Origin of the sequence: Caballeronia grimmiae (assembly GCF_022879615.1) — a bacterium.
GTDB classification, from domain to species: Bacteria; Pseudomonadota; Gammaproteobacteria; order Burkholderiales; family Burkholderiaceae; genus Caballeronia; species Caballeronia grimmiae.
This window is the reverse complement of record NZ_CP084273.1, coordinates 385,123-410,110: the sequence shown is the minus strand read 5'-3', so window position 1 is coordinate 410,110 and position 24,988 is coordinate 385,123. Positions and strand designations below refer to the sequence as shown.

Below are 24,988 nucleotides of genomic sequence, written 5' to 3'. Positions count from 1 at the left end.
GAACAGGCGGCGCTTCTATTTCCCACCCTTAATCGAGCGAAGCATGAAAACCAAACCGATCCTCGGCATCGCCGAAACGACACGTATTCTCGACGCAGCGCGCGCCGAAGCGGAAAAGAACGGCTGGCCGGTGACGATCGTCGTGACCGATGACGGCGGTCATCCGCTCGGCCTGTTGCGCCTCGACGATTGCGCTCCTGTCGGCGCGTATATCGCAACCGAAAAGGCACGCACGGCCGCGCTCGGCAGGCGCGAATCGAAGCAATACGAGGAGATGATCAACAACGGCCGCACGGCGTTCCTCAGCGCGCCGCTCGCGGGCACGCTCGAAGGCGGCGTGCCGGTCGTGGTGGATGGCGTTGTGATCGGCGCAGTGGGCGTGTCGGGCGTCAAGGCCGATCAGGATGCGCAGGTCGCCAAGGCGGGGGCGAGTGCGTTGCAATAGCCGCATGCGCTGCGGCCCGCCGTATGCGCCGCAACGATCTCTGTCAGAATAACGCGAGTGCCAGCCACCTATCTTCAGAGCAAATGAGCTTCGCGCGCAGAGCAACGTGGGCCGCGTCGATACGCGACCTCCAGTTCGCGGACAACGCTACCGTGCCGGTCGCATCGCTGCTGCGGCAACGGAACGCGTTAGCCGTCATGCACGACGCCTTTCAGGGCGAGTGCTCCATCGCGCGGCTGCTCGATGCCGCCGTGCAATGCGCGGCCACCGGTTGCGATGCCCCGATGGCCAAGGTTCTGGAATTACGGCTTCCTGATAATGTGCTGATCGTCAAGGCGCAGGTTGGCCTCGGTGAATCGGCCATCGGGCGCGACGCGGGCACGGCCGAGGCGGGCAATCCGCCCGGACAGGCATTGATCACCGCACGGCCCGTCGTCGTGGCGGATGTAATGAAGGAACGCGGCGACAGCGTGCCCGACATCTTGCGCGAGCGTTCCATCGTCACGACGATCAATCTGCCGCTCATCGCCGCCGAGGGCGCGTACGGCATCCTCGAAGTCGATTACGACCAGCTGCACGAGATCGATGCGTCCCATGTCTCCTTCCTCGCGTCCGTTGCGGCGATTCTCGCCGACGGCATCGAATCGCGGCAGCAGCGCGCGGCGTTGATCGAAGACCGCGACGCGAAGGTCACGCTGTTGCGTGAACAACAGCATCGCATCCGCAACAACTTCCAGATGATCGCCGCGCTGCTCGCTCAAAAGGCGATGAAGTCGCAAGACCCGTCCGTGCAAAAGGCTTATCACGATGTCGAGCGGCGCGTGTTCGCCATGGCCTTGCTCTACGATCACCTGCTCGGGCTTGGCGAGCATGGCGAATCGGTGGACCCGGGTGTCTATCTCGAGTCGATGTGCGCGAGCTTCGACGACTTCTACGACTTTGCCGGCCATCACATCACGCTCGTGCGATCCATCGAGCACGGCGCGATCATGCTGGGCATCGATACATGCACGGCCATCGGCACCGTGGTCAACGAACTCGTCGCCAATGCAGTCGAGCACGCGTTCAATGGCGCGGCAGGCGAGATACACGTGTCGGCGCATCACACCGCGCAGGCGCTGATCGTCGAAGTGCGCGACAACGGGCGCGGCTATGCAGCCGAGGCAAGCGAAGGCACCGGCGTCGCGACCGCGCGGCGTCTGATCGGCAGCATTGGCGGCCAGCTTGCGGTCGACACGCAGGCGGGCGCGGGAACCAGATGGCTGCTGTCGATGACTCTGCCCGCTTAGCGTTCGCTTGAGCGTCGGTTAGGCGTCCTTCTTCAAACTTCCACACTCCCGGAACGTCGATTGCGATAATCTGCGGCACGTTCCCGCAGCCCTCACGTATTGCAAGGACATTCCCGCCGATGGACGCACGCATCTTCCGCCTCGCGCGCCTGCATTCCTTCTTGCCTCTCGCCGCCGCGACGCTGATGCTGGGCGTCGCAATGTCGTTCACCGCGCCTTATCTGTCGCTCTTCGGCGTGCAGGAAGCCGGCATGACGCCGCTACAGCTTGGACTCTTCATGACGCTGATTGCGGCAAGCGGCGTGCTGGCGAGCGCCGTGGCGGGCAAGTGGACAGACAGGCACGGGCGTCATCGCATGCTGTTGACGAGCGCGTTGATGGCGTCGTCGCTCGGCTTCCTGCTGCTGTGCCTGCTGCGCAGCTATACGTCGCTGCTCGTGATCGGCATTCTGTTCCTCGGCGTCGGCAGTTCGGCGATGTCGCTCGTGTTTTCGTTCGCACGCGTCGCGCTGCCGGTCACGAGCCATGCGGAGCGCTCGCTCGCGCTTGCCACGCTGCGCACGGTGCTCTCCATGGCGTGGGTCTTCGGGCCATCGGTCGGCGCGCTCGTGCTGGCCGGAGCCGGATTTCACGGGCTATTCGTGTTTGCAGCCGTGTCGTTCGCTGCGTGTTCGGGCATCGTATGGCGCATGAAGGATGCGGCGAGAATCCCTGCGTCGACCGAGCCGCATTACGCGGGCGACCCGGCATCGTCGCTGGAAGTGACGACGATGACCGAGCACGAACATCCGCCGGAACCGCATCCAGAGATGGCGGGCACGCGCGGGCAAATATGGCGGGCGACGATCGCGCTGACGCTCATCGGTCTCGCGGCGAACGCCACGATGATCGTGTTGCCGCTCTATGTCGTGCAGCATTTGAGAGGCACGCAGCTCGATGTATCGATCATGCTGGGGCTCGGCGCGTTGCTCGAAATCCCGATGATGCTGGCGCTTGGCGCACGCGGTGCGCGCCTCGACAAGCGGCGCTGGCTCGCCGCATGCGCCGCCGTGCACGTCGTCTACTTTGTCGCGGTGAGCGCGTCGCAGACGGTGCATTTTCTGATTCCGATGCAGGCGTTCAACGCGTTCGTCGTCGCGGTGACATCGTGCCTTGGCATGGTCTATATCCAGGACATGATGCCGCGCAACCCCGGCGCGGCGACGGCGCTTTTCTTCAACGCGTCGCGCGTCGGGTCCATTCTTTCGGGCGTGCTGTCGGGGGCGCTCGTCGCCGCGATGGGCTATCGCGTGACGTTTCTCGCTTGCGGCGGCCTTGCGCTGGGTGCGTTCGTGCTGTTCGCCAATCCGCCGTTCAAGTCGATCGCGCTGCAATTGCGCGGCCGGTGGAACCAGTGGCGCGAGCCTGCGCAATAGGCAAGCGACGCGAACCGTCATTCCCCCTTGACGGAAGCCGCGCCGTCGTCGTTGCTGCCGCCTTCCTGCCTCTGGGTTTGGGCGCCTTCCGCTCCGCCGATTGTATCGTCCTCGCTCGACAACTCGACGAGTCCTTCTTCCTTCTCGATCTCCGACGTTTCGACGGCTGTCGGCTTGCCGGGCCCCGATGGGCTATTCGCATGTCTTGCCATGACTGACTCCGTTCAGATGATGCCGCGGGCGCTGCCTGGCAGAGCGCCTCGCTCGGACGTTCGACGGGTATCGCCCAGGCGAGGAGCACGCCGCAATGGCTATGCCCACGTCGCCGGCGCGCGGGCACGGGCGATGCGCCCGCTGTGGCTCTCGTCCAATGGAGCGGAGTCACGTCATGGACCACATGCGGCGCATGTCGTGAAGCCCTCGATCGTTCTGCTGCGGGCGACGGCCATTCCCGGCACGCCCGGCCGTGTGGTGCTAATCGTCGGCAATCGCGGGCAGACGCGTGCAGAGATCGTGCGCAGCATCTTCGAGTTGAAGCGCGCGTATGCCGGATCTCCACACGCGCTGCCGCGCACCGGCTGGGGCTATCCCGTGACATCCGTGATCGCCGAAGGCACCCTGCTCGTTGCCGGCGCGGAGCTATGGTCCGCCATCGATGGCGACATCCACACGGCTTCGGGCGGCGCCATCCCCTCGAAGGCCCCGCGTGCAGACGCCGCGCAGCCTTATCTCGCGGGCCGCATCCTCTATCGACGCGCGGAAGGCGAACTCTTCGAGACCGCTTCCTATCGAAGACTGAGTTACCCGGATCTGTCGTTTCGCGACATTGACGCGCACGATCTGGCGCTGAATTATTGCGGGAGAGCCGTCCGCGCAGAAGCCCCCGATGACGACGCCGGATAGCGCAAAGATCCGCCTCGCCGCTGCACGCGCGTGGCACGACGAATGCACCAATCTCGCCTGCTCAACTCCACCGAGGACGATAGGAATGTCAGACACACCCAGCAAGCCCGAGGCTCAAGCGGAAGTCCCGATGGAGGGCGAACTGCTCGAACAACGGATTCGCACGCTTGCGTATTACATGTGGGAAGCGGACGGCAGGCAGCCGGATCGCGCGGACGAGTATTACCATCGGGCGCGACAGCAGTTGTTAGCGGAATCGGCGCACGCCGATGCGAACGACAATTCGTCCGATGGCGCCAAGCGCAGGAAAAAACGGGCGCTCTAGCGGTGCGCCGCGTGCATCGGCAGGGGTTCTGTCAAAAGCTCATCGCGATCCGTTGACATTGCGGATTCGAGCCGATTCCCGCCCAGTGCTTTCGCGCGATACAGCGCGTGATCGGCGGACGCCAGCAATTCCGCGAGCGAGGGCGCATCGTTCTGCGACACCGCCAGGCCGATGCTCGCCGTCGCGCGAATCACCGTTGCATCGGCTCCGCGCACGGCAGCCTCCGCGAAACGCCGAACGACGGATTCGCCCGCCGCCCTTCCCGCAACCTCGTCATGGCCGCGAAGGACGGCGGCAAACTCTTCGCCGCCGATACGCGCGAGCGTAGCGTGCGGTCCCAGCACGTTCCGGGCAGTCGCTGCGAACACTTTGAGGACATCGTCACCGGCTTGATGCCCGTGCCGGTCGTTGATGCCCTTGAAGTGGTCGAGGTCGATCGCGAGCACCGCGACAGGCCGCGCGGCCTCCGGATCACGAACGATTCGCGCGCCTTCTTCGAAGAACCATCGGCGATTGCCGACACCGGTCAGATAGTCGGTATTCGATTCATGCACGAGCTGGCCGTGCGCTTCGTCGCGCACTAGCCTGAGCAGCGTCATCGGCAACACCACCGAATAGAGCACGCCCTCGTACATCGTTATCTTGCCGACGACGAGCAGCACGCCGTGCCCGAACTGCGCGACCGCCCACGGCAGAACGAAAGCGCGCGCCGCGTAGAACAACGCGTGACCACCGGAGACGATCGCAGCGATGCGCCTCGCCTGCAGGCCCGTGCCGCCGCTCTTGATCAGCAGCTCGCGCGACGTCAAGCCGCACGCAATCGCGATCGGAACCGCGCTCGCATAGCTCCAGACGAGCTCGAGCCACCGGCCGCCGCCGAGCGTCCACGTGATCGCGAGCGCCACCAGGATGCCGATGGACGTCCACCGATGCTGCCGTCCGTTCAACGAGGCGGCGCCGTGCAGTATCAGCAGATAGCCGCTCACGATGATGAGGTTGCTCGTCGCGGCACCCCACGCGCCGGGCAAGTCGCGGCGCATCGACGCCGCCGCGCATCCGAGCGCCAGCGTCGCATAGCCCGCCGCCAGAATCTTGAGTTGCCGGCTGCGTCCGGGATTCGTCCGATGCTCCCATAGCGTCATCGCAGAACTGGCGAGAAGCGTTCCGATCGCTAGGAAATAAAGGGTAATAAGGTCGACATGCACTCGCTTGCCTATTCGTTCTGGATTGACGCTTCACATAGGGCGAGTTAACGGCCAGAAAGCGGAAGTCTTGAACCGGAGCGCATGTTGGAACCCGGGTTGTCATCCGCCGCGAACGTGCGGCGTCAACGCGGCAAGCCAGCATGCGACCGCCACCGCGCCGCCATCCGGAATGCCGACCGCCCGCGCGCCGAGATAGCTCGCGCGGCCGGCGCGCGGCGTCATCTTCGCCGTCTCCTGCGCGCCCTGCTGCGCGGCGGCGACGCCTGCCGCCCACGCATCGCCGGGAGCGCGGCCTGCGTTCAGCGCATCCTCGAACGCGGATACCGCCGGCAGCAATGCATCGAGCATCGTGCGATCGCCGGCTTTCGCGCCGCCGAGTTCGCCAATGGCCTGCACCGCATGCGCGAAGGCCGCCGCCCAGTCTTTCGCCGCCGGTTGGTCGATGCCCGCCAGATGCCGCGATGCGCGCATCAGCGCCGTGGCGTAGAACGGGCCGGAACTGCCTGCGATTGCCCGCCGCAAGGCAGCGCCGAGCGCGGCCAGCGCACCGTCGGGCGTGTCGAGCGCGGCTTCGGGGACATCGCGGATCGCGCGGGCCGCGCGTGTCATGCTGACGCCGAGATCGCCGTCGCCGGCTTGCGAATCGAGATCGGTGAGCGTCGGTTCCTGGGCGACGAGCGCATCGGCGACGGCGTGCAGCGCGGGCGCGATCCGCCGCGCCCAGCCGCTTCCCGACGCGCGTTCGACGGCTGGGCGCGCGTCGAGCGGCGCGGCCGGCACATCGATACGGATATCGCCATTCACCGCGCCGCCGCCGGGCCACGCGCGGGCGTCGGTCGGCGCGTCGAGCAAATCGAGCGTGGCGTCGTCGACGCGCAGCAGCGAAATCGAGCAGCCCGGCATGTCGAGCGCCGACAGCAATGTGCCCGACCACGCCCGCGCCACGCCGATATCGCGGCGCGAAAGATTGTCGAAGGCCGCGCGCAGCACGATGTCCAGCTCCATCTGCGGCGTCGCGCCGAGGCCGTTGACGAGCAGCGCGACACGTTCGCCCGCGCGAAGCGCCATGTCGTCGACGATGTTGGCGATCAGCACGTCCGCCAGCGCATCGGCGGATAAGGGCGCGGTTCGCTCCACGCCCTTTTCGCCGTGGATGCCGAGGCCCAGCTCGATCTCGTCGTCCGCGAGCGTGAAGCCGGAATGGTCCGCGCCGGGCAGCGTGCAGCCGTCGAGCGCGACGCCCATCGTGCCGAGCGTCGCCGCCGCCTGCCGCGCGACGCCCGCGACTTCATCCAGCGCGAGACCGCGCGCCGCCGCCGCGCCCGTGATCTTGTGGACCAGCACCGTTCCCGCGATGCCGCGCCGCTGGCTGCGATCCGCCTGCTTGCGCAAGGCGACATCGTCCGCGACGATGACCGCTTCCACCGGGATGCCCTCCGCCCGCGCAAGCTCCGCCGCGAGTCCGAAGTTCAGGCGATCGCCCGTGTAGTTCTTGACGATCAGCACGGCCCCGCGCGGGCCGGCCGTCGCACGGATGGCGGCGAGCACCGCATCCGTCGAAGGCGAGGTGAAAACTTCGCCGCATACCGCCGCGCTCAACATGCCGTTGCCGACGTAGCCGCCGTGCGCCGGTTCGTGTCCGCTGCCGCCGCCGGAGATGATCGCGACCGGCCGATTTGCCGCATCGGGTTCGGGCCGCCGCACGAGCACGTTTTCATCGCCGAGAATGGCGACGTGCGGCGCTTGCCGGGCGATGCCTTCGAGCATCTCGCGCACGACGCTGGCGGGGCGGTTGATCAGCTTCTTCACGGGGGTCTCCTTGAGCGTTGGTCGGCTCAAGGGTAAAGCATTTCACCGCATGAGCGCCCACTCCACTTGCTCCACCCCCGGCACCGATGCCGCCTCGACGAGCGGCGGCGTGTCCGGCGCACCCGGCGCGCGGCGCCACCGGACTTCGAACCGCGCCTCCACCCGGTCCCCCGTCGCGCCCGCCGATCCTCCGACCGCCGAGAGGTGGCAGCCGCACGCGCGCATCGACTGAACCAGCGATTCCTTCGTGAAGCGTCCGCTTTCATAGACGATTTTCAGTTCCGCCTGCTGTTCGCGCGGTATCCGCATTTCGACGGCCTTCATGAACCACAGCACCACGATGCCGAGCGCCAGTCCGATCGCCCCGAGCGCAAGCTGCCCGCCGCCGAAGCACAGGCCGACGACGGTCACGAACCACAGCGTCGCGGCCGTCGTCACGCCGACGACGAGCCCATCCTTGCGCAAAATCGCGCCCGCGCCGATGAAGCCGACGCCCGACAGTATCCCGAGTGGCAGGCGCATGACGTCCAGCTGGATCATCGACTGTGCGGTCTTGCCGGACTGCGCAAGAAGGGCATTGACCTGCAGCATCGCAAGACAGGCGGCGAGGCAAACGAGCAGCGTCGTTCGCAGGCCCGCCACCTTGCCGGATTCGCCGCGGTTCAGTCCGATCAGGATGCCCGCCGCGATCGCAAGCGATATGCGGATGCAGACATCCGGCCATTCAAGGACGAGCGGCATCGGCGACATGAAACGTTTCTCCGGGGCTTCGACGCTCGTTGTCGAGCAAACGTCGAACCTGGGACCGTTGCTTGCTGGCCCGAACGAAAGTCCGTGTTCGCAGAAGGAGCCGCGATGGACAGCTTCGAGGCTGCGCGCAACCGCATGATCGAGCGTCAGCTCAAGCGGCGCGGCATCACCGACACGCGCGTGCTCGACTGCATGGCGAAGGTGCCGCGCCATGCGTTCGTCGATTCCGCGCTCGCCGAGTTCGCCTACGACGACGCCCCGCTGCCCATCGCCGCGAACCAGACCATCTCGCAGCCGTACATCGTTGCGCTCATGCTCGAAGCCGCCGGCTTGCAGCCGGGCGACCGCGTGCTCGACATCGGCACGGGCTCGGGCTACGCGGCGGCTGTGATGGCGTGCGTCGGCGCGCATGTCGAATCGGTGGAGCGTCATCGTGAACTGGCCGATGCCGCCCGCGCCACGCTCGATGCGCTCGGCGTCGCGAACGTCGCCGTGCATCATGCGGACGGCACCGAAGGGCTGGCGCAGCACGCGCCGTTCGATGCGATCCTCGCCGCAGCCGGCGGCCCGTACGTGCCAGCGGCGTGGCGCGAGCAATTGCGCATCGGCGGACAGCTCGTGATGCCGGTCGGCGATGCGCGCGAGTCCCAGCGTCTCGTCAGGTTCGTGCGCGTGAACGAACACGATTTCGAGCAGGAAGACCTGGGCTCCGTGATGTTCGTCCCGTTGATCGGCACGGCCGGCTGGACAGACGAACCGGAGATTCGCCCCGCCTCGCCATCGATGCCGCGGCAGGCTGCATCCGCCGCTCCGACCGCCGCGCGTTCGCTGCCTGACCTGATTCGAGCGTCCGCCGTGCGCCTGCCCGCGCCGGCGGCGCCGGATTTCGCCCGAGCCTTCGACCGTTTCGCGGACAAGCGCGTCGTGCTGTTCGGCGAGGCGAGCCACGGCACCGCCGAGTTCTACGAAGCGCGCGCCGCGATCACGCGACGGCTCATCGAGAGGCACGGCTTTCGCTTCGTCGCGGTCGAAGCGGACTGGCCGGACGCCGCGATCATCGACGAACACGTGCGGCATCGGCCACGCGCCCGGCCCGATGCAAAGGCGTTCCAGCGCTTTCCGCAATGGATGTGGCGCAACGCCGAGTTCGGCGCATTCGTCGCGTGGATGCGGGAGCACAACGCCGCGCTGCCCGCCGAGCGCCGCGCCGCGTTCTATGGCCTCGATCTCTATAGTCTCTCGGAGTCGATCGGCGCCGTGCTCGCCTATCTCGACTGCGAGGACCCGGCGTCCGCGCGCATCGCCCGGGAGCGGTACGGCTGTCTCACGCCGTGGCAAAAGAACCCGGCGGTGTACGGGCGCGCGGCGTGGCAAGCGGGCTACGGCAAATGCGAGCAGGCGGTCATCGCCCAGTTGCGCGATCTGCTCGACAAGCGGCTCGGATCGCCCGCCGCCGATCCCGGACTGCTCGATGCGACGCACAACGCGCGGCTCGTGGCATCGGCGGAACAGTACTATCGCGCGATGTATAGCGGCTCGGCCGAAAGCTGGAACCTGCGCGACACCCACATGTTCGACACGCTGACGAGCCTGCTCGACGCATGGGCCCCGGATGCACGGGCCGTCGTGTGGGCGCACAACTCGCATCTCGGCGATGCCTCCGCCACCGAAATGGGCCGCGTGCGCGGCGAACTGAACGTCGGCCAGTTGTGCCGCGAACGCTTCGGCGACGACGCCGCGCTGATCGGCTTCGGCACGCATACGGGGACAGTCGCGGCGGCATCCGACTGGGACGAGCCGATGCAGGTGATGAACGTCCGGCCATCGCGCGCCGACAGCTACGAGCAGCAGTTCCACCTGGCGGGCGTGAAGCGGTGCATGGTCGATCTGCGTCGCGGCGTCGACAACACGCTGCACGAGGCGCTCTCGAAAGAGCGGCTGGAGCGCTTCATCGGCGTAATTTATCGGCCGGACACGGAGCTATACAGTCACTACGCGCAAGCCGAGTTGCCGGCGCAGTTCGACGCCTTCGTGTGGTTCGACACGACGCGCGCCGTTCACGCGATGCCCGCCTCGCAGAAATCGGCCGACGCGCCGGAGACCTTCCCGTTCGGCCTCTGAAACGCTATCGGCGGCGGATCGCGTAGAGCGATGTTGGCAGCGCGATCGGGTTGTCGGGCTTGAACCAGCTCATGTCCGGAATGCGCGAGTCCGTCACGTACACGGTGCCGTCCGGTCCCTGCGTGAAGGTGTCGGGCCAGCGCAGTTGCGGGTCGCGCAGCAGTGTCCAGAGCCGGTCGCCGTCCCGGACGCGCACCGCGTGATGCTCCACCGCCGAGATGTAAAGGCGGCCGCGCTCGTCGAAGAGAAGACCATCGGCGGGACCGTCGATGCCAACCGTCTCCACGCGCGACGACACTTGCTGCGGGCTCAGTTGCGCGTTCTGCAGCGCGTCGGTGGGAATGCGATAGAGCGTCTTGCCCTTGACCGCCTGCCAGTACAGATAGCGCCCGTCGGGCGTGAGCGCGATGCCATCGGACGAGAAGTTCACGCCGCGTCCATCGGTCTGACGCAGCGGCTTGCCGTCCACTTTCACAGTGACGGTCTTGTCCGCCTGAGTGCTCGGATCGCCGTCCAGAACGCGCCTCGCGACGCCCGTCGTCCGGTCGATCACGACGATCGCGCCACGCGCGCCCGAATCGGTCATATAGATGAAGCGGCCATCCGGGCTCAGGCGCAGATCGTTCAGATAACTGCCCTGCGGCGCAATGGTTTCATCGAACGCGAAGACATGCGCAATCTGGTTCGTCCGCAGATCGATTTGCGCGAGCTTCGGCGCGCCCGGAACGATCAGCGATTGCGCCGGCGCGCCCGGATCGAGCACCCAGAGATTGCCTTGCTTGTCCGCGACGACCGATTGCACGCACACCCAATGATCCGCTGGCGACAGTTCATCGCGGCGGGCATTGCGCCAGGCGTTCCATTCGGCATCGGGGAACGGGCGCAGGTCCCCGTTCGGCCCGAGTTCGGCGACCGAGACCGGCGCGTCTTCCGTCCAGCGCGGGAAGTTGACGAAGGTCCGGCCATCGGGCGATACCGTCACGCCCGTGACCTGATGCTCGAAACGGGCGATCAATTGCAGCTTCGCGCCGCCCATGCGCGCGTAGGCCGCTGTGTCGTTCGGCAGGGTCTGGGCGACACTCGCCTGCGTCAGCATGGCGAGGCTCATGGCGGCGAGACAGCGGTTCAGTCGGTGCATGGCGGATCCTGATTGGATGAAAGCCGTTCGATCAATAGGCGTCGCGCGAGAGCCGCACAAAACGCCGCGCGGCCATTACGAGCATCACCGCAGCCACGCCAGTCAGCGCCGCGCGTGCGCCGGCGGGTTGCAAGCGCGCGCTGGTATAAAGGCTCGTTTCGCGCACGCGGCCGTTGCGGCCCGAGCGTTCCCGCACCGTGCCGGAGCCTTCGTAGAGCGCATCGCCGCTGCTGCGCGGTTCGTCCTTCAGTTGGCTCCTGATGCCGAGCTTGCTCGCGATCGCATCGTAAAGACGCGGGGCTCGCTGGCCGAAGCCGGCCATCATGCGCGACGCTCCGCCGACGTAGATATCGCGTTCCGGATGCGTGGCCGCGTGCAAAATCGCCTTCGCGACGATGTCCGGCGCATACACCGGAGGCGGCAGCTTCGGCTCCTGTTCGAGGTAGTTCTTCGCATGCTCGACGAACATCGTGTCGATGCCCGCGGGCTTGATCAGCGTCACCGAGACGGGCGCGCCGTCGTCCTTCAGCTCGATGCGCAGTGAATCGGTGAAGCCCTTCACCGCATGCTTCGACGCGACATAGGGGCCTTGCAACGGCACGGCGACGTCCGACAATTCACTGCCGAGATTGATGAGTGCGCCGCCGCGTTCGCGCAGATGCTGCACGGCAATGCGCGATCCGTTCACGACGCCCCAGTAGTTCGTGTCGAACAGCTTGCGCTGGTCTTCGAGCGTGACGTCCACGCAGCGCCCATAGATAGAGACGCCCGCGTTGTTGATCCAGGTATCGAAGCCGCCGAAGCGCTCGATGGTGGCGTCGGCGGCCGCCTGCAACTGGCTTTCGTCGCCGACGTCCGCTGCCGTGTACGCGACGTCCGGGCCGCCGTCGTTCGACAATTCTTCCGCAAGCGATTTCAGCGCAGCCTCGTCGCGCGAAATCAGCATGAGCCGCGCGCCGGCCTTCGCGGCGCGGCGGGCGGTGGCGAGTCCGATGCCGCTCGTGGCGCCAGTAAGGACGATGGTCTGTTCACGCAGGGGCTTGAGTCTGGTTCGCATGGCGGTTCCGAGGTAAGAGGGTTGTGCGACTCTCAAGCATCCCCCGTTCCCCGTTCCCCTGTTTGTTCAGTACTTCATGCGATCGCGTCGATTGCGCCCCACGTTATTTCGACATGCGCCGCAGCCGATGCACGGCTTTTCGTCAGCGCGACGATCTCCCGCGTCGGCACGCTGGTGCTCAGCGTGGCGATCTGTACTGCGCTGAACCACTCGCACCGCGCGATCTCATTGCGCGGCTCCGGCCTTGCATCCAGCGCGATGTCCGCGCTGAACACGTGATGATGCTTGTTCACGCCGCCGAAGAGGAACAGATACTTCAACTCGCCCACGACGAGGCCGGTCTCCTCCTCCAGTTCGCGGCGCGCCGCGTCCTCGGGCGACTCTTTCCTGCGTATCGTTCCGCCGGGCAGCGCCCAGCGCGAACGCTTGCGTCCGACGAGCAATATATTCCCGTCGCGGTGGCAAATGATGGTGGCCCGTTCTCTCATCGTTTATGCAAGTCATGCCGATGCGGCGTTTGTCATCGAGCATCCTCTAGCGAGCGCCGTGCCGCGCCGCTTCGGACAGTCGGGAAGCCGCGAAGCATTGCACATCGGCATGTCCGTTTTGCAACCATGTGCAAAGGCGATGGACCGCAGCATTCGGTTACTTCTCAAGCAACGCACGCGCCGTCGGCTCGTCGATGATCAGCTCCTTGATGAAGCCGCCTCGCAGTGCGCCGCGCAAGCCTTCGACCTTGCGCCGCCCCGACACCACGCACAGCGTATGTTTCGCGCGGCGCAAAAGGCCCAGGTCCGGCCCGCTCGCCCGGCGATTGAGCGCAATATCCTGATACGTCCCGTCCGCGCGAAAAAACACGGTGGCAATATCGCCGACGACCTCGTCCTTGCGCAGCGATTCCAGTTCGCTGTTCTCCAGAAAGCCGCCGCTATAGACATGGCTCGTCATGTGCGGCGACATCACGCCGACGCTGCACAGCATGATGTCGGCACGGCTTTGCAGATCGAGGATTTGCCGCACGCTGCGCTCGCGCCACAACGCACGCCTTGTTTCGGCATAGTCGAAAAACGCGGGTACGTGGAACGGATGCGGCCGCGCGTCGAAGTTGACCGCGAAGCGCATGATGAGATTGCTGCTGAACGTGCTCGTCACGCCTTGAGCATTGCCCGCGCCGTTCAATTGCACGATGTCCACGTTCGCGGTCGATTTCGGAATCAGATGGTCCGATACCGCCGCCATCGTCGTGCCCCATGCCACGCCGACGACCATGCTCGAGTCGACCACGGTGTTCAGGTAGCTCGCGGTGAACATCGCCACGCGGCGCAGCCATTCCGCCTCGCCGGCCGCTTCGGGCACCGGCACGACGCGCGCCGCGACGAGGCGGAACCGCTGCGTAAGTTCGAGTTCGACGCTTTTTGGCCGCTCGCTCGGATCGTTGATGCGGATTTCCACCAGCCCGTTCGCATGCGCGACGCCGAGCAGCCGCGACACCTTCGAACGCGACAGTTTCATGTCCTGCGCGATCGCATCGGTGGTCATGTTCTGGTAGTAGTACATCTTCGCCACCTGCACGGCGGCGGCGAACTGGCTAGCTTCGTCCTTGAAGACAGGGGTGGGCATGGGCGGCGCTCTGAATTCGCATCGATACGTCATTACATCACGTCGCCGAACCGCTATATAGTGACGATTGCACGAAATTGCAGACGCGTTGCAAAAACGTGCAGTCGGGCCTATAACGCAGTAACGACGGCGAATACGGGGGAAAGCATGGCTGAACGCGAGGCACGCGTCGATTGCGACGTTCTCGTGGTGGGCGGCGGGATCAACGGGGCGGGCATCGCGCGGGACCTGTCGGGGCGCGGCGTGCGCGTGATGCTCGTCGAGCAGCACGATCTCGCGGAGCACACGTCATCCGCGAGCACCAAGCTCATTCATGGCGGGCTGCGGTATCTGGAATACGGCGAGTTCGGCCTCGTCAGAAAGGCGCTGCAAGAGCGCGAAGTGCTGCTCTCCGTCGCGCCTCATCTTATCGCGCCGCTGCGGTTCGTCATGCCGCACGTGCCCGCGCTGCGCCCCGCGTGGATGATCCGCGCGGGCCTCTTTCTCTACGATCACCTGAGCCGCCGCGCCGTGCTCGAAGGCTCGCGCAGCGTGAATCTGCGCACGCATGTGGCGGGCGCGCCGCTCGTCGACTCCATCAGGCGCGGCTTCATCTATTCCGATGCCGCCGTCGACGACGCGCGTCTAGTCGTGCTCAATGCGCTCGGCGCGCACGAACGCGGTGCGCAGATTGCGACCCGCACCCGCTTCGTTTCGGCGTCGCGCGGAGAAAACGAGTGGCGCGTGCTGATCGCCGATGCGGCCGGGCATCAGCGCGAAGTCAGCGCCCGCGCGCTCGTCAATGCGGCCGGCCCGTGGGTCAACGCGCTTGCCGCTGGAGAAACGAGCACGCGTGCGATGCGGCTGGTGAAGGGAAGCCATATCGTCACGCGCAAGCTGTTCGATCACGATCACGCGTACATTCTTCAGAACGACGACCGCCGCATCATCTTCGCCATTCCGTGGCAACGCGATTACACGCTGATCGGCACGACGGATGTCGATTACAAAGGGCCGCTCGCGGACGTGCGCATCGCACCGGAGGAGATCGATTATCTTTGCGCGGCGGTGAACCGCTATTTTCGGAAGCCTGTTTCAGCGAGCGACGTGGTGTGGTCCTACGCGGGCGTGCGGCCCTTGCTGGCGGACGGTGCGGACGATGCGGCATCGGCCACGCGCGATTACGAGCTTCAACTCAATACGGCCCACGCGCCGCTGCTCACCATATTCGGCGGCAAGATCACGACGTACCGGCGGCTCGCGGAAGAAGCGGTCGAGCGACTCGCCGGACCGCTTGCGATCACCGCCCCCGCATGGACGCATGCTGCGCCGCTTCCCGGCGGCGAGATGCTTCATGCCGACTTCCCGCAGTTCGTGCGCGGGCTCGGCGAGCGGTATCCGTTCTTGCCGCCCGACCTGGCGCAACGCTATGCACGCGCATACGGCACGCGCGCCGACGTGATGCTCGCGGGCATCGAGTCGATGCCCGCGCTGGGCGCACCGCTGACGCCGGGGCTTTACGAAGCGGAGGCGCGCTATCTCGTCGAGCATGAATGGGCGCTGACTGCAGACGATATCCTGTGGCGTCGCACAAAGCTGGGACTCGAAGCGAGCGCCGAAGATATCGAGAGGCTCGAAGCATGGATATCCGCTCGCCGGCGCGGGCCGGGGCAACTCGGCGACGCGCCGTGCGCCCCGCTTTCCGCGTGAGCCTCTAGCGCGACGTTTCCGTGCGCAGCAGCCCGGCGACCGCGAAGCCCGCTGCCAGCGCGAGATAAGTCATTGCGAGCGATCGTTTCGACAGATGCGCCTCGAAGCCCGGCGTGAGGCGCTGCGGCACGACGTGGTAATCGACGACATAGGCCACTGCCGCTGTCGTCGCGGCGGCGGCGATGACCTTGTCGACACGCGGACGCCGCCCGCAGAGCGCTTCGAACAGCACGCCCCAGAACACCGCGCTGCCCAGGTGGATGCCTGCGCCGGTTGCCGTGTATTTCGCACTCAGGCCCTCTTCGCGTTGCGCCGTATCGGGCCATAAACAGTGCGCGACCGCGTTGATCGCCGCATACGGACGACGACCCGACGCCGAGGCGCCCGCTCCCGCCGCAACCGCCGATGTAATGCCTGCCATCCCGCCCGAGCAGATGGCGCGCACCAATGCGCTATCCGATTTCATTTTCGCCCCTCCTTTGGCTGCTCATTGCGAGCAAACACCATTCCCCATTTAGTAGGGAATGCGACGTTTCCCGAGACCGCTCGCGGCACAACGATTGCGAAATGAAAACTACGCGCGTCTTGTCGCGCCCCATCACTCGTCAGGAGCACATCATGACCGACCCCGCTGAACACCTTCTCGACTGGCTGCGCGACGCTCACGCGATGGAGCAGCAAGCGGAGCAGATGCTCCGCGCGCAGTCCGGCCGCCTGGAACATTATCCCCAACTCAAGGCGCGCATCGATCAGCATCTGGAAGAAACGCTCGGCCAGCAGAAGATCGTTGCGGAATGTATCGAACGTCTCGGCGGCTCGACATCCATCGTCAAGGATCTGACTGCGAAGATGATGGCGTTCGGCCAGGCAGCCGGCGGCATGACGCAGACCGACGAAGTCGTGAAGGGCGCGAACATGAGTTACGTGTTCGAGAACCTCGAGATCGCTTCGTACACGTCGCTCATCGCGGCCGCCGAGCGCTGCGGCGATGCGCAGACGAAGGCTGCCTGCGAACGCATCCTGCCGCAGGAGCAAGCGATGGCACAGTGGCTGCTGGAGCATATTCCGCTGATCACCACGCAGTACCTCGATCGGTCTGCCGCTGGTCAGGAAGCGAAGAAATAAAGGCGCGTTGGCACGTGCGTTGCTGCAAGAGAAACGCCTGCCCGTCCAACGCTCCGAGGCAGAGGCCGGGCAAGCTCAGTTCACCACGCGGCGTTTGTCAGCCGCATCACGCCAGCGCGAGTTGCAATGCGCTGAGACTCGCGGCACCCAGGGCGTGCGCGACGCATTCGCGTTGCGCACGCCGCTGCGAGACCCAAGAGATTGATATAAGCCCCATAGCGCGCCTAACCGCCGCAGGGAAGCGTTCGTCCCTAAAACAAGGAGCCGTTGATATGTTCGTACATAACAAACGCCTGCAATACACCGTCCGCGTGGCTGCGCCGAACCCTGGTCTTGCCAATCTGATGCTGGAACAGTTCGGGGGTCCGCAGGGTGAACTTGCCGCTGCAATGCGTTACTTCACGCAAGCAGTCACCGAAGACGACGCAGGCCGCAAGGACTTGCTGTTCGATATCGCCACCGAAGAACTGAGCCACCTGGAAGTGATCGGCAGCATCGTCGCGATGCTGAACAAGGGCGCGAAAGGCACGCTGGCGGAAGCCGTCGAGGAAGAGGCGGAGCTGTATCGCACCATCACGAACAACGGCAACGATTCGCACACCACGTCCATTCTGTATGGCGCGGGCGCACCGCTGACGAACTCGGCCGGCGTGCCGTGGACTGCTGCATACATCGATACCATCGGTGATCCGACCGCCGACCTGCGCTCCAACATCGCGGCCGAATCGCGTGCGAAGATCGTCTATGAGCGTCTTATCAACGTCACCGACGATCCGGGCATCAAGGATGCGCTCGGCTTCCTGATGACGCGCGAAATCGCGCATCAGAAGTCGTTCGAGAAGGCGCTGCATTCGATTCAGCCGAACTTCCCGCAAGGCAAGCTGCCGGGCAAGCCGGAGTTCACGAGCGTGTACTTCAACATGTCGAAGGGTGAAGACATGCGCGGCCCGTGGAACGAGGGCGGCGACTGGGAGTTCGTCGCGGATCCGCAGCCGGCTGTCGATGGCGGCGACGGCACCGCGAGCGTGCAGGTGACGCAAACCGAAGTTGAAGCGCTGCAGGCTCTCGCCACCCGCACCGCTTCCGACCCGACGTCCGATCCGACCACGGGCGCCGATCTCGGCTCGGGTCAGGCAAGCTAAGGCAGTTGTTTGAAAGTCGATGCCGCCTCCACCGAGGCGGCATCGACGAAAGTAAGGGCTGTCCAATAATCGTCTATATGGAGTTTAGTCATGCCAACTGTTTCTTCGAATGGTACCGTCGCGGTTCGCCGCAGCCCGGTTGACTGGATCGCCGGTGCGCTCGTCATCATCGGCGCGCTGAACTGGGGTCTCGTGGGTCTTCTGAACTTCGATCTCGTCGCGGCTATCTTCGGCGCCGGATCGCCGGGTGCGCGTATTGTCTATATTCTGGTCGGGCTGGCAGGCATCTACTCACTCGTTCGGGCTTTCATGCCGGCGCGCGAGCATGGTCTTGCACATCGCTGATGAACGCGCCGTGCGTTGCTTTCTCGATAACGCGCGGCGCATCCCTTTTTTCAACGCGCCGTGGCGAGATGCGCGTTGACCTTAAGCGGTAAGTCGTCTTTGCTAGACGGCGACTGCACGACGAAGCTGTCGATCACGCCGGGCCTGAAGATCAGGCACATCGAAGAACCGCCGTACTGGAAGTAACCCAACTCGTCGCCCTTGCGCACGCGTTGCCCCGGCAGCGCCTCGATCATGCATGACGATATGTCCGCCATGCCAAAGAACACACACACCACTTCACCGATAGCCGGATCGTCGCAATCGATCACGATGATCGCGCGTGCCGCGACCGCCGTGATATAGCCTTGCGAGTCGTTGAGGCCACCGGGGTCTTCGCCTTCCGATTCCGCGTCCGAGTAATGCGTGGCGTCGACCAGGTACGCTTTCACGATGGTCCCGCTGACCGGCGCGTGCCAGCGATGGTGGTAAAACGCGCTCAGGAACACCTGGTAGATCGTGCCGCCAACGAAACAGTCGGCCAGCGCCGTCTCCTTCGCCGTGAAGATTTGCTTCAGTGAATATCGTTGCAATTTGATCCTTCCGCGAGCGCTTCACCGATGGCACGCGCGAAGTTCATATGGATGACCGGGACCTCGCCTATGAACGATGCGAACTCTTCGATCACGCTGCTCGCCTTTGCCATCGCCGCGCGCTGCTTGGCGTGCGCGGCGAATTCCTTGCGAAACCGCTCGACGACGTCTTCCTGTTATGGAAGCCAGCCACCGAGCGGTTGCCTTTGTGTTGCGACGAGCCGATTCAAGCGCCAAGCGCGGGCCATACGTCGCTCGGGCATACCCCATCAGGAAGCGGAATGACCATTGCTTTGAAGGTCGACGTCCCCCGCCTTCCCTGCAAAGAGGTGAATCCATGAGCGACGCCCCGTTTCCGTTTCCAAAGTCCCCATCCACACAGCGCGAATCTCGCAGCAAACCAACGTCGATTGCGCGCGGGCTCGGCTGGTACAGCCTCGCGCTCGGCGCTGCGGAGCTGCTTGCTCCGAACGCCGTCGCTCGCGCAGCTGGCGTGCGCACGAACTCCGCGCTCATGCGTCTCTACGGGTTGCGTGAGATCGCATGCGGCATCGGCATTCTGATGTCGCGTAACCCCGCGCCTTACCTGTGGGCGCGCGTCGGCGGCGATGTGCTCGATCTGGCGACGCTCGCTTCTGCATCCGACATGAGTCGAGAGGACAGCCGCACGCATGCGCTCGGCGCGATCGTCAATGTCGTGGGCGTCACGGCGCTCGACGTGCATACGGCCTTGTCACTATCGAAGCCCGACGACGAAGAGTCGCAGATGCGTACTCAACGCTATGTGTCGATGTATCGAAACCGCAGCGGGTTTCCGCGTTCGCCGGGCGCGATGCGCGGCGAAGCGCTGCGCACCTTCGAAACGCCGCGCGACATGCGCGCGCCCGATGCGCTGTTGCCCTACACGCATCCGCGTTTCAAGGAAGCCAGGAGCGCCTGACCTTCATAAAAACCGACACGTCCCCATCTACAAGCGAAGGAGTCACCGTGGATATGCCCTCTGTCTCGCCCTCCATCACGACGATGATCCGCATGGATCACACGCACGTCATGGCCGCTTTTCATCGCTATCACGCAGACAGTCCGTGGTGGAGAAAGCGCGCCATCGTCGAGCTTGCCTGCACGGCGCTTGAAATACATGCGCAGCTCGAAGAAGAAATCTTCTATCCCGCACTCGGCGAAGCGTTGCCGGGCGACGACACGCTCGCGAAGAGCAAGCCTGAACACGACAAGATGCGGGAAGACATCGCGAAGCTGCGAGCGATGGGTCCCGACGATGCCGCCTACGACGCGCGCTTCATGCAACTCATGCGCGAAGTGATTCATCACGTCGCGGATGAAGAGACCGTGCTGCTGCCTACCGCCGAGCGCGCGCTGGCTTCGCGGCTCTCTGAGCTAGGGGCCCGCATGACCAAGCGCAGGATGCAGCTCGTCGGACAGAAGCAGCCCGCGGCGATCGCGGCGAACACAATGGGCACGTTCCCCCTCGCATCGCTCGCGCTGGTTTCGCTGGGGGCGCTTGCGATCGCGCATTGTCTGAAGCCGGCAACGCCGCGCCGGATGAAACATTACGCATGAAGCGTCGCGTTCGACAGCACGACGCCGCGTGACTTCAAGCTGCGCGCGGCGTCCCGTTCACTTCGACGATATGCACCGGGATCGACTTGGCCGCCGGCACCTTGCTCTCCTTCGCGTAATGCCATAGCGGCAGAAGCGGGTTGCACTCCGGGTAGTAACCGGCGATGCAGCCGACCGGAATGTCATACGGCTGGATGCGCAAGCCGGCGACGCGCCGCTCGAAGCCGTCGTCGGCGATGGTCTGCACCGTCACGCGATCGTCTTTCTTGAGACCGTGAGTCTGCATGTCGGCCTCGCACATGAAGATCACCATGCGGTCGTCGCTGATGCCGCGAAAGCGGTCGTCGAGCTTGTAGATCGTCGTGTTGAACTGGCTGTCGCTGCGAAGCGTCATCAGCCGCAGCGCCTGCGCGTCGCGCTCGGGCATGTCCGGATCTTCGCCGATGGATTCCGGCACGAGGAACTCCGCCTTGCCGCTCTTCGTCTGCCATTTGCGTTCGCGTGCGGGCAGATCGCGCGGAAAGCCGCCGGGCGTCCACATGCGCTCGTTGAAATCGTGGAAGGTCTCGGGATAGGTCTTCGCGATCTCATCGCGCACGAGCGCATAGTCGCCGACCCAGCGGTCCCAGTCCACGGTCGGACATTCGCCGAGTGTGTGCTTCGCCAGTCCCGCCACGATATACGGCTCTGATCGCGCGTCGGCCGACGCGGGCTCCGCGACGCCGCGCGAACCGTGGATGCAGCCGGTGCTGTCTTCCATCGACACGGCCTGCGGGCCGCTTCCCTGCGTATCGATCTCGATGCGGCTCAGGCACGGCAGGATATACGACTTCTTGCCGTGCACGAGATGACTGCGATTGAGCTTGGTCGCGATATTCACGGTGAGCTTGAGATCGCGCCACGCCGGCTCGATGCGCAAGCGGTCCGGCACCGAGCGCACGAGGTTGCCGCCGAGATTGATGACCGCGTTCACCTTGCCATCGAGCATCGCCTCGAAGGCTTCGACGATATTCAAGCCCTTCTCGCGCGGCGGCTCGAAGCCGAACTGGCTGGCGAGCTTGTCGAGCGGCGCAAGTTCCGGCTTCTCCGTGATGCCGACCGTGCGCTGCCCCTGCACATTCGAATGCCCCCGCACCGGCGACGGCCCCGCGCCCGGCTTGCCCACGTTGCCGCGCAAGAAGAGCAGATTGCACAGCATGCGCACGTTCTGCACGCCTTCCCTGTGCTGCGTCATGCCCATGCCGTAATGCGCCATGACGGCGCTCGCGCGCATGTATTCGTCGGCGGCGGCTTCGAGGTCGCGGCGCGCGAGGCCCGATATCCGTTCGATATCGTCCCACGACGCAGCGCGCGCATAATCGGCAAACGCTTCGAAGCCCACCGTATGCTGCTCGATGAATTCGGTATCGAGAATGCGCGGCTCGCCGCTCTCCTTCGCGCGATCGTCCGCATGAATGACGGTCTTGCAGATGCCGAGCAGCGCCGCCGTATCGCCGCCCGTCTTCACCTGATGATATTGCGTGCTGATGACCGTGTGCGCGGGCGTCATCATTTCCACCGGCGATTGCGGATTCACGAACTGCAGCAAGCCCGGTTCGCGCAGCGGATTGAACGTGATGATCGGCACGCCGCGCTTGCGTGCGTCCTGCAATTGATGCAGCATGCGCGGGCTGTTGGTGCCGACGTTCTGCCCGATGAAAAACATCAGATCGGTTTTCTCGAAGTCGTCGAGCGTGATGGTGCCGACGCCTACGCCGATCGCTTCCTTCAGTCCGACGCTCGTGCTCTCGTGGCACATGTTCGAGCTATCGGGAAGATTGTTGGTGCCGTACATCCGCGCGAACAACTGGAACATGTAGGACGTTTCGAGCGATGCGCGCCCCGACGCATAGAACACGACGCTGTTCGGATCGAAGCCGCGCAACTCGCGGCCGATGTCTTCGAACGCTTCTTCCCAACTAACGCTTACGTACTTGTCGGTGGCCGCGTCATAGCGCAACGGCGCGGTAAGGCGTCCGGCTTCTTCGAGGTCGTGGTCATGCCATGCGCAGAGCTGCGTGACCGTGTGCAATTCGAAGAACTGCGGCGTCATGCGCTTCGCGGTCAGATCCCAGGCGGTCGCCTTCGCGCCGCTTTCGCAGAACTCGAACACGTGGGGATCGGCGGGCTTGGCCCACGAGCAGCTCACGCACGCGAAGCCGTCCGGTTTGTTCTGCTTGAGCAGGACCGTCGCGTCCTTCAGCGGGACTTTCTCCTGCGCGAGCACGCTCGCGACTGCCTTGAGCGAGCCCCAGCCGCCGGATGAAAAGGGATACGCTTCGCTCTTGCGGGCGCCATTGTCGGAGTCGGCCATGTCGTGCCTCGCGTGTTGTGGGTTGTGCTTTGTAGTCGCGAAAGCAAGGGATATTCCCTTTCTAACGGCCTACTATCGACACCCCAAAAAAACGCGCCGGCGATGCGGCGCGTCTCACGGCTGATCCGGCATCGGCGCGTTAGCCCGCAGCCTTGGTTTCTTCGGCAAGTTGCGCCTTGGCGAGCTGCGTCAGTTTCTCATCGGTCGACTTTTCTTCCTGGAGCGTTTCGAGGAGCAGGTTCATCGCCTCTTCCTGGCCGAGCTGCTTCGCGAGCGTGGCGAGCGTGCCGTACGTCGCGATCTCGTAGTGCTCGACCTTTTGCGCAGCGCCGATCAGTGCGGCATCGCGAATCGGGCCTTGTTCGAAGTCTTCGATCTGCTCCTGACCTTCCTCGACCAGCCCTTCCATCGCTACGCACTTGATGCGCTTGAGCTTGAACCCGGTCACCTCGACGACCTTGTCGATCCGTTCGATCTGACCATTCGTCTCTTCCAGATGCTGCTGGAATGCCTGCTTCAACTGCTCGTTAGTGCTGGCGCGTGCGAGCTTCGGCAGCGCCTTCGTCAATTGCTTCTCGGCGCTATACACATCCGATAGCGAATGAATGAAGAGGTCCTGCAAGGTTTTCGATGCCATGTTGCCTCCATTGCGAAGTGGGTTGGGTTCAGACAGGCTTGCAGCCATCGTGCGGCTTTCGTTTTGCAATCACCGTTCCAGCGTCAGCCGCGCGGCAATTCGACGGGAAGCGCCCGCTTGTGACGCGTTGCCGTGTAGAACCGGCGAATCGTCGTGAGCACTTCGCCGCTGACTTCCTTGCCTTCCAGGAAGTCGTCGATGTTTTCATATGAGATACCGTAGCTATCCTCGTCCGGGCGCTGCGGCGTGAGCGTTTCGAGATCGGCTGTCGGCACCTTCATCACGAGACGTTCGTCGGCGCCCATCGCGCGCGCGAGCGCTCGCACGCGGCGCTTCGTCAGGCCCGACAGCGGCAGGATGTCCGCGCCGCCATCGCCGTACTTCGTGAAGAAGCCCATCAGCGATTCAGCCGCGTGATCGGTGCCGACGACGACGCCGCGCCGCGCGCCCGCTATCGCGTATTGCGCGATCATCCGCTGGCGCGCCTTGATGTTGCCGAGCACGAAGTCTTCCTGGAAATCGTCGGTGTACTGCGCGCCGCCCTGCTTGAGCGCCGCGAGCATCTCGTCCGATGGCCCCTTCACATTGACCGTGTAACTCTCGTCGGGACGGATGAACTGGAGCGCGAGCCGCGCGTCGTCCTCGTCGCGCTGCGTGCCGTATGGCAGCCGCACCGCAACGAAGTGCGCCTCGTAACCGCCGGCGCGCAAACGCTCGACGCTCAATTGCGCGAGCCGCCCCGCCGTCGACGAATCCACGCCGCCGCTGATGCCGAGCACGTAAGTGCGAAGCCCACTCGACTTCAGGTAGTCCGCCAGAAACGCGACGCGCCGCTCGAGCTCGGCGTCGGCATCGAAGTGATCGCGCACGCCCAGTTCCTCGATGACTTGCCGCTGCCACTGCTGCATATCGCCGTCGTTGTCCTGCATGCTCGCCTCCGGTTGCGTTCGTTGAGTGTCCGCGGTTCAGTGCCGCGGCAGACGGTCGTAGTAGTGCTCGATGCGCGACAGCGCGTAGTGCGCCGCGGCGCTACGAACCTCGTTGCGGTCGCCGTCGAACACCTTCGTTTCGCTGAAGGTCACGACTTGCCCGTCGCGCAGCTTGTATGACCATGCGAAACATTGCGTGCCGGCCGGCGGCCCGTCTCCCGGCGGCTCGTCCGCGACACCCGTGTTCGACACGGCGACGTCCGCGCAGCACGCTTCCTGTTTCAGCGCGCCTTCCGACATCTCGCGCGCGACTTCCTCGCTCGTCAGGCCGTACTGCTTCATGGTTTCTTCGCGCACGCCGAGAAAGCCGGCCTTGCCCGTCGGCGAATAAGTGACGAAGCCGACATCGAGGCAACTGCCGCTTCCCGGTACCGACGAAACCAGCGATGCGATATAGCCCGCCGTGCACGACTCGGCCGTCGCAAGCATCAAGCCACGGGAACTGAGAAACGAAACGACTTGTCTGGCGATATCCATGCTG

The 24,988-nt window shown here is 64.8% G+C and carries 26 protein-coding genes and 1 pseudogene; 13 read left to right on the top strand and 14 right to left on the bottom strand.

Annotated elements, in window-relative coordinates:
• Positions 1-43 precede the first annotated feature (43 nt).
• From LDZ21_RS21165 to LDZ21_RS21155, 3 genes are all read left to right on the top strand, one after another.
• Positions 44-445 (top strand): heme-binding protein, encoded by a 402-nt coding sequence (locus LDZ21_RS21165; RefSeq protein WP_244796635.1) that lies wholly within the window; start codon positions 44-46, stop codon positions 443-445.
• 83 nt (positions 446-528) lie between these two features.
• Positions 529-1,734 (top strand): sensor histidine kinase, encoded by a 1,206-nt coding sequence (locus LDZ21_RS21160; RefSeq protein ID WP_244796634.1) that lies wholly within the window; start codon positions 529-531, stop codon positions 1,732-1,734.
• Between the two features lie 119 nt (positions 1,735-1,853).
• Positions 1,854-3,149 (top strand): sugar efflux transporter, encoded by a 1,296-nt coding sequence (locus LDZ21_RS21155; RefSeq protein ID WP_244796633.1) that lies wholly within the window; start codon positions 1,854-1,856, stop codon positions 3,147-3,149.
• Between the two features lie 17 nt (positions 3,150-3,166).
• On the opposite strand, the gene LDZ21_RS21150 is transcribed toward LDZ21_RS21155, so the two are convergent.
• A complete protein-coding gene (locus tag LDZ21_RS21150) occupies positions 3,167-3,361 on the bottom strand; it encodes a hypothetical protein (protein ID WP_244796632.1) in 195 nt (64 codons plus the stop codon).
• A 199-nt stretch (positions 3,362-3,560) separates the two neighbouring features.
• On the opposite strand from LDZ21_RS21150, the gene LDZ21_RS21145 reads away from it, so the two are divergent.
• Together LDZ21_RS21145 and LDZ21_RS21140 are read left to right on the top strand one after the other, a co-directional pair.
• Complete coding sequence (locus LDZ21_RS21145; protein ID WP_244796631.1) at positions 3,561-4,052, top strand: hypothetical protein; 492 nt, start codon at positions 3,561-3,563, stop codon at positions 4,050-4,052.
• Positions 4,053-4,137: 85 nt separating this feature from the next.
• Positions 4,138-4,377 (top strand): DUF2934 domain-containing protein, encoded by a 240-nt coding sequence (locus LDZ21_RS21140; RefSeq protein WP_244796630.1) that lies wholly within the window; start codon positions 4,138-4,140, stop codon positions 4,375-4,377.
• Here LDZ21_RS21140 and LDZ21_RS21135 read toward each other — a convergent pair.
• The 3 genes from LDZ21_RS21135 to LDZ21_RS21125 form a co-directional block, all read right to left on the bottom strand.
• Positions 4,374-5,582: a GGDEF domain-containing protein gene (locus tag LDZ21_RS21135; RefSeq protein ID WP_244796629.1), complete on the bottom strand. Its 1,209-nt coding sequence runs from the start codon at positions 5,580-5,582 to the stop codon at positions 4,374-4,376. The two genes, LDZ21_RS21140 and LDZ21_RS21135, sit on opposite strands and share 4 nt — an antisense overlap.
• Before the next feature lie 99 nt (positions 5,583-5,681).
• Positions 5,682-7,391: a dihydroxyacetone kinase family protein gene (locus LDZ21_RS21130; protein ID WP_244796628.1), complete on the bottom strand. Its 1,710-nt coding sequence runs from the start codon at positions 7,389-7,391 to the stop codon at positions 5,682-5,684.
• Positions 7,392-7,433: 42 nt separating this feature from the next.
• Positions 7,434-8,141 carry an MgtC/SapB family protein gene (locus LDZ21_RS21125; RefSeq protein WP_244796627.1) on the bottom strand — a complete coding sequence of 236 codons (708 nt, stop codon included), beginning with the start codon at positions 8,139-8,141 and terminating at the stop codon, positions 7,434-7,436.
• Between the two features lie 105 nt (positions 8,142-8,246).
• Here LDZ21_RS21125 and LDZ21_RS21120 point away from each other — a divergent pair, with 105 nt between their 5' ends.
• Positions 8,247-10,262, top strand: a complete 2,016-nt coding sequence (locus LDZ21_RS21120; RefSeq protein WP_244796626.1) for a protein-L-isoaspartate(D-aspartate) O-methyltransferase — start codon at positions 8,247-8,249, stop codon at positions 10,260-10,262.
• Between the two features lie 4 nt (positions 10,263-10,266).
• On the opposite strand, the gene LDZ21_RS21115 is transcribed toward LDZ21_RS21120, so the two are convergent.
• From LDZ21_RS21115 to LDZ21_RS21100, 4 genes are all read right to left on the bottom strand, one after another.
• Positions 10,267-11,400, bottom strand: a complete 1,134-nt coding sequence (locus tag LDZ21_RS21115; RefSeq protein ID WP_309775035.1) for an SMP-30/gluconolactonase/LRE family protein — start codon at positions 11,398-11,400, stop codon at positions 10,267-10,269.
• A 31-nt stretch (positions 11,401-11,431) separates the two neighbouring features.
• Positions 11,432-12,457, bottom strand: coding sequence for an SDR family oxidoreductase (locus tag LDZ21_RS21110; protein ID WP_244796625.1), 1,026 nt, complete (start codon positions 12,455-12,457; stop codon positions 11,432-11,434).
• A gap of 74 nt (positions 12,458-12,531) precedes the next feature.
• Complete coding sequence (locus LDZ21_RS21105) at positions 12,532-12,945, bottom strand: NUDIX hydrolase (protein WP_244796624.1); 414 nt, start codon at positions 12,943-12,945, stop codon at positions 12,532-12,534.
• Between the two features lie 157 nt (positions 12,946-13,102).
• Positions 13,103-14,077 carry a sugar-binding transcriptional regulator gene (locus LDZ21_RS21100; protein ID WP_244796623.1) on the bottom strand — a complete coding sequence of 325 codons (975 nt, stop codon included), beginning with the start codon at positions 14,075-14,077 and terminating at the stop codon, positions 13,103-13,105.
• Positions 14,078-14,224: 147 nt separating this feature from the next.
• Here LDZ21_RS21100 and glpD point away from each other — a divergent pair, with 147 nt between their 5' ends.
• Complete coding sequence (gene glpD, locus LDZ21_RS21095) at positions 14,225-15,766, top strand: glycerol-3-phosphate dehydrogenase (RefSeq protein WP_244796622.1); 1,542 nt, start codon at positions 14,225-14,227, stop codon at positions 15,764-15,766.
• A 4-nt stretch (positions 15,767-15,770) separates the two neighbouring features.
• Here the strand turns inward: glpD and LDZ21_RS21090 are convergent, their stop codons facing one another.
• On the bottom strand, positions 15,771-16,232 hold the full coding sequence (locus LDZ21_RS21090; protein ID WP_244796621.1) for a hypothetical protein: 462 nt from the start codon (positions 16,230-16,232) through the stop codon (positions 15,771-15,773).
• Between the two features lie 152 nt (positions 16,233-16,384).
• Between LDZ21_RS21090 and LDZ21_RS21085 the strand changes: the two genes are divergently transcribed.
• From LDZ21_RS21085 to LDZ21_RS21075, 3 genes are all read left to right on the top strand, one after another.
• A complete protein-coding gene (locus LDZ21_RS21085; protein ID WP_244796620.1) occupies positions 16,385-16,891 on the top strand; it encodes a ferritin-like domain-containing protein in 507 nt (168 codons plus the stop codon).
• A 272-nt stretch (positions 16,892-17,163) separates the two neighbouring features.
• Positions 17,164-18,033: a manganese catalase family protein gene (locus tag LDZ21_RS21080; RefSeq protein WP_188885344.1), complete on the top strand. Its 870-nt coding sequence runs from the start codon at positions 17,164-17,166 to the stop codon at positions 18,031-18,033.
• A gap of 90 nt (positions 18,034-18,123) precedes the next feature.
• Positions 18,124-18,378 (top strand): DUF378 domain-containing protein, encoded by a 255-nt coding sequence (locus tag LDZ21_RS21075; RefSeq protein WP_035968788.1) that lies wholly within the window; start codon positions 18,124-18,126, stop codon positions 18,376-18,378.
• A 50-nt stretch (positions 18,379-18,428) separates the two neighbouring features.
• Here the strand turns inward: LDZ21_RS21075 and LDZ21_RS21070 are convergent.
• Positions 18,429-18,956: pseudogene (locus LDZ21_RS21070) on the bottom strand (phosphatidylserine decarboxylase); the annotation flags it as partial.
• Between the two features lie 41 nt (positions 18,957-18,997).
• Between LDZ21_RS21070 and LDZ21_RS21065 the strand changes: the two are divergent.
• From LDZ21_RS21065 to LDZ21_RS21055, 3 genes are read left to right on the top strand one after another with little or no spacing between them, the layout of a single operon-like run.
• Entirely contained in the window at positions 18,998-19,291 is a 294-nt protein-coding gene (locus LDZ21_RS21065) for a hypothetical protein (RefSeq protein WP_244796619.1), read from the top strand.
• Entirely contained in the window at positions 19,288-19,890 is a 603-nt protein-coding gene (locus LDZ21_RS21060; RefSeq protein WP_244796618.1) for a hypothetical protein, read from the top strand. Before LDZ21_RS21065 ends, LDZ21_RS21060 begins: the two co-directional genes overlap by 4 nt.
• A 53-nt stretch (positions 19,891-19,943) precedes the next feature.
• The gene (locus tag LDZ21_RS21055; protein ID WP_244796697.1) at positions 19,944-20,528 is read left to right on the top strand and encodes a hemerythrin domain-containing protein; all 585 of its coding nucleotides are present in this window, start codon (positions 19,944-19,946) and stop codon (positions 20,526-20,528) included.
• A gap of 34 nt (positions 20,529-20,562) precedes the next feature.
• Here LDZ21_RS21055 and LDZ21_RS21050 read toward each other — a convergent pair whose 3' ends face one another.
• The 4 genes from LDZ21_RS21050 to LDZ21_RS21035 form a co-directional block, all read right to left on the bottom strand.
• Positions 20,563-22,881 (bottom strand): FdhF/YdeP family oxidoreductase, encoded by a 2,319-nt coding sequence (locus LDZ21_RS21050; RefSeq protein ID WP_244796617.1) that lies wholly within the window; start codon positions 22,879-22,881, stop codon positions 20,563-20,565.
• A gap of 139 nt (positions 22,882-23,020) precedes the next feature.
• Positions 23,021-23,518 carry a YciE/YciF ferroxidase family protein gene (locus LDZ21_RS21045; protein ID WP_244796616.1) on the bottom strand — a complete coding sequence of 166 codons (498 nt, stop codon included), beginning with the start codon at positions 23,516-23,518 and terminating at the stop codon, positions 23,021-23,023.
• A gap of 83 nt (positions 23,519-23,601) precedes the next feature.
• On the bottom strand, positions 23,602-24,447 hold the full coding sequence (gene nadE / locus LDZ21_RS21040) for an NAD(+) synthase (RefSeq protein ID WP_404980713.1): 846 nt from the start codon (positions 24,445-24,447) through the stop codon (positions 23,602-23,604).
• A gap of 36 nt (positions 24,448-24,483) precedes the next feature.
• Complete coding sequence (locus LDZ21_RS21035; protein ID WP_035968810.1) at positions 24,484-24,984, bottom strand: CinA family protein; 501 nt, start codon at positions 24,982-24,984, stop codon at positions 24,484-24,486.
• Positions 24,985-24,988: the final 4 nt, after the last annotated feature.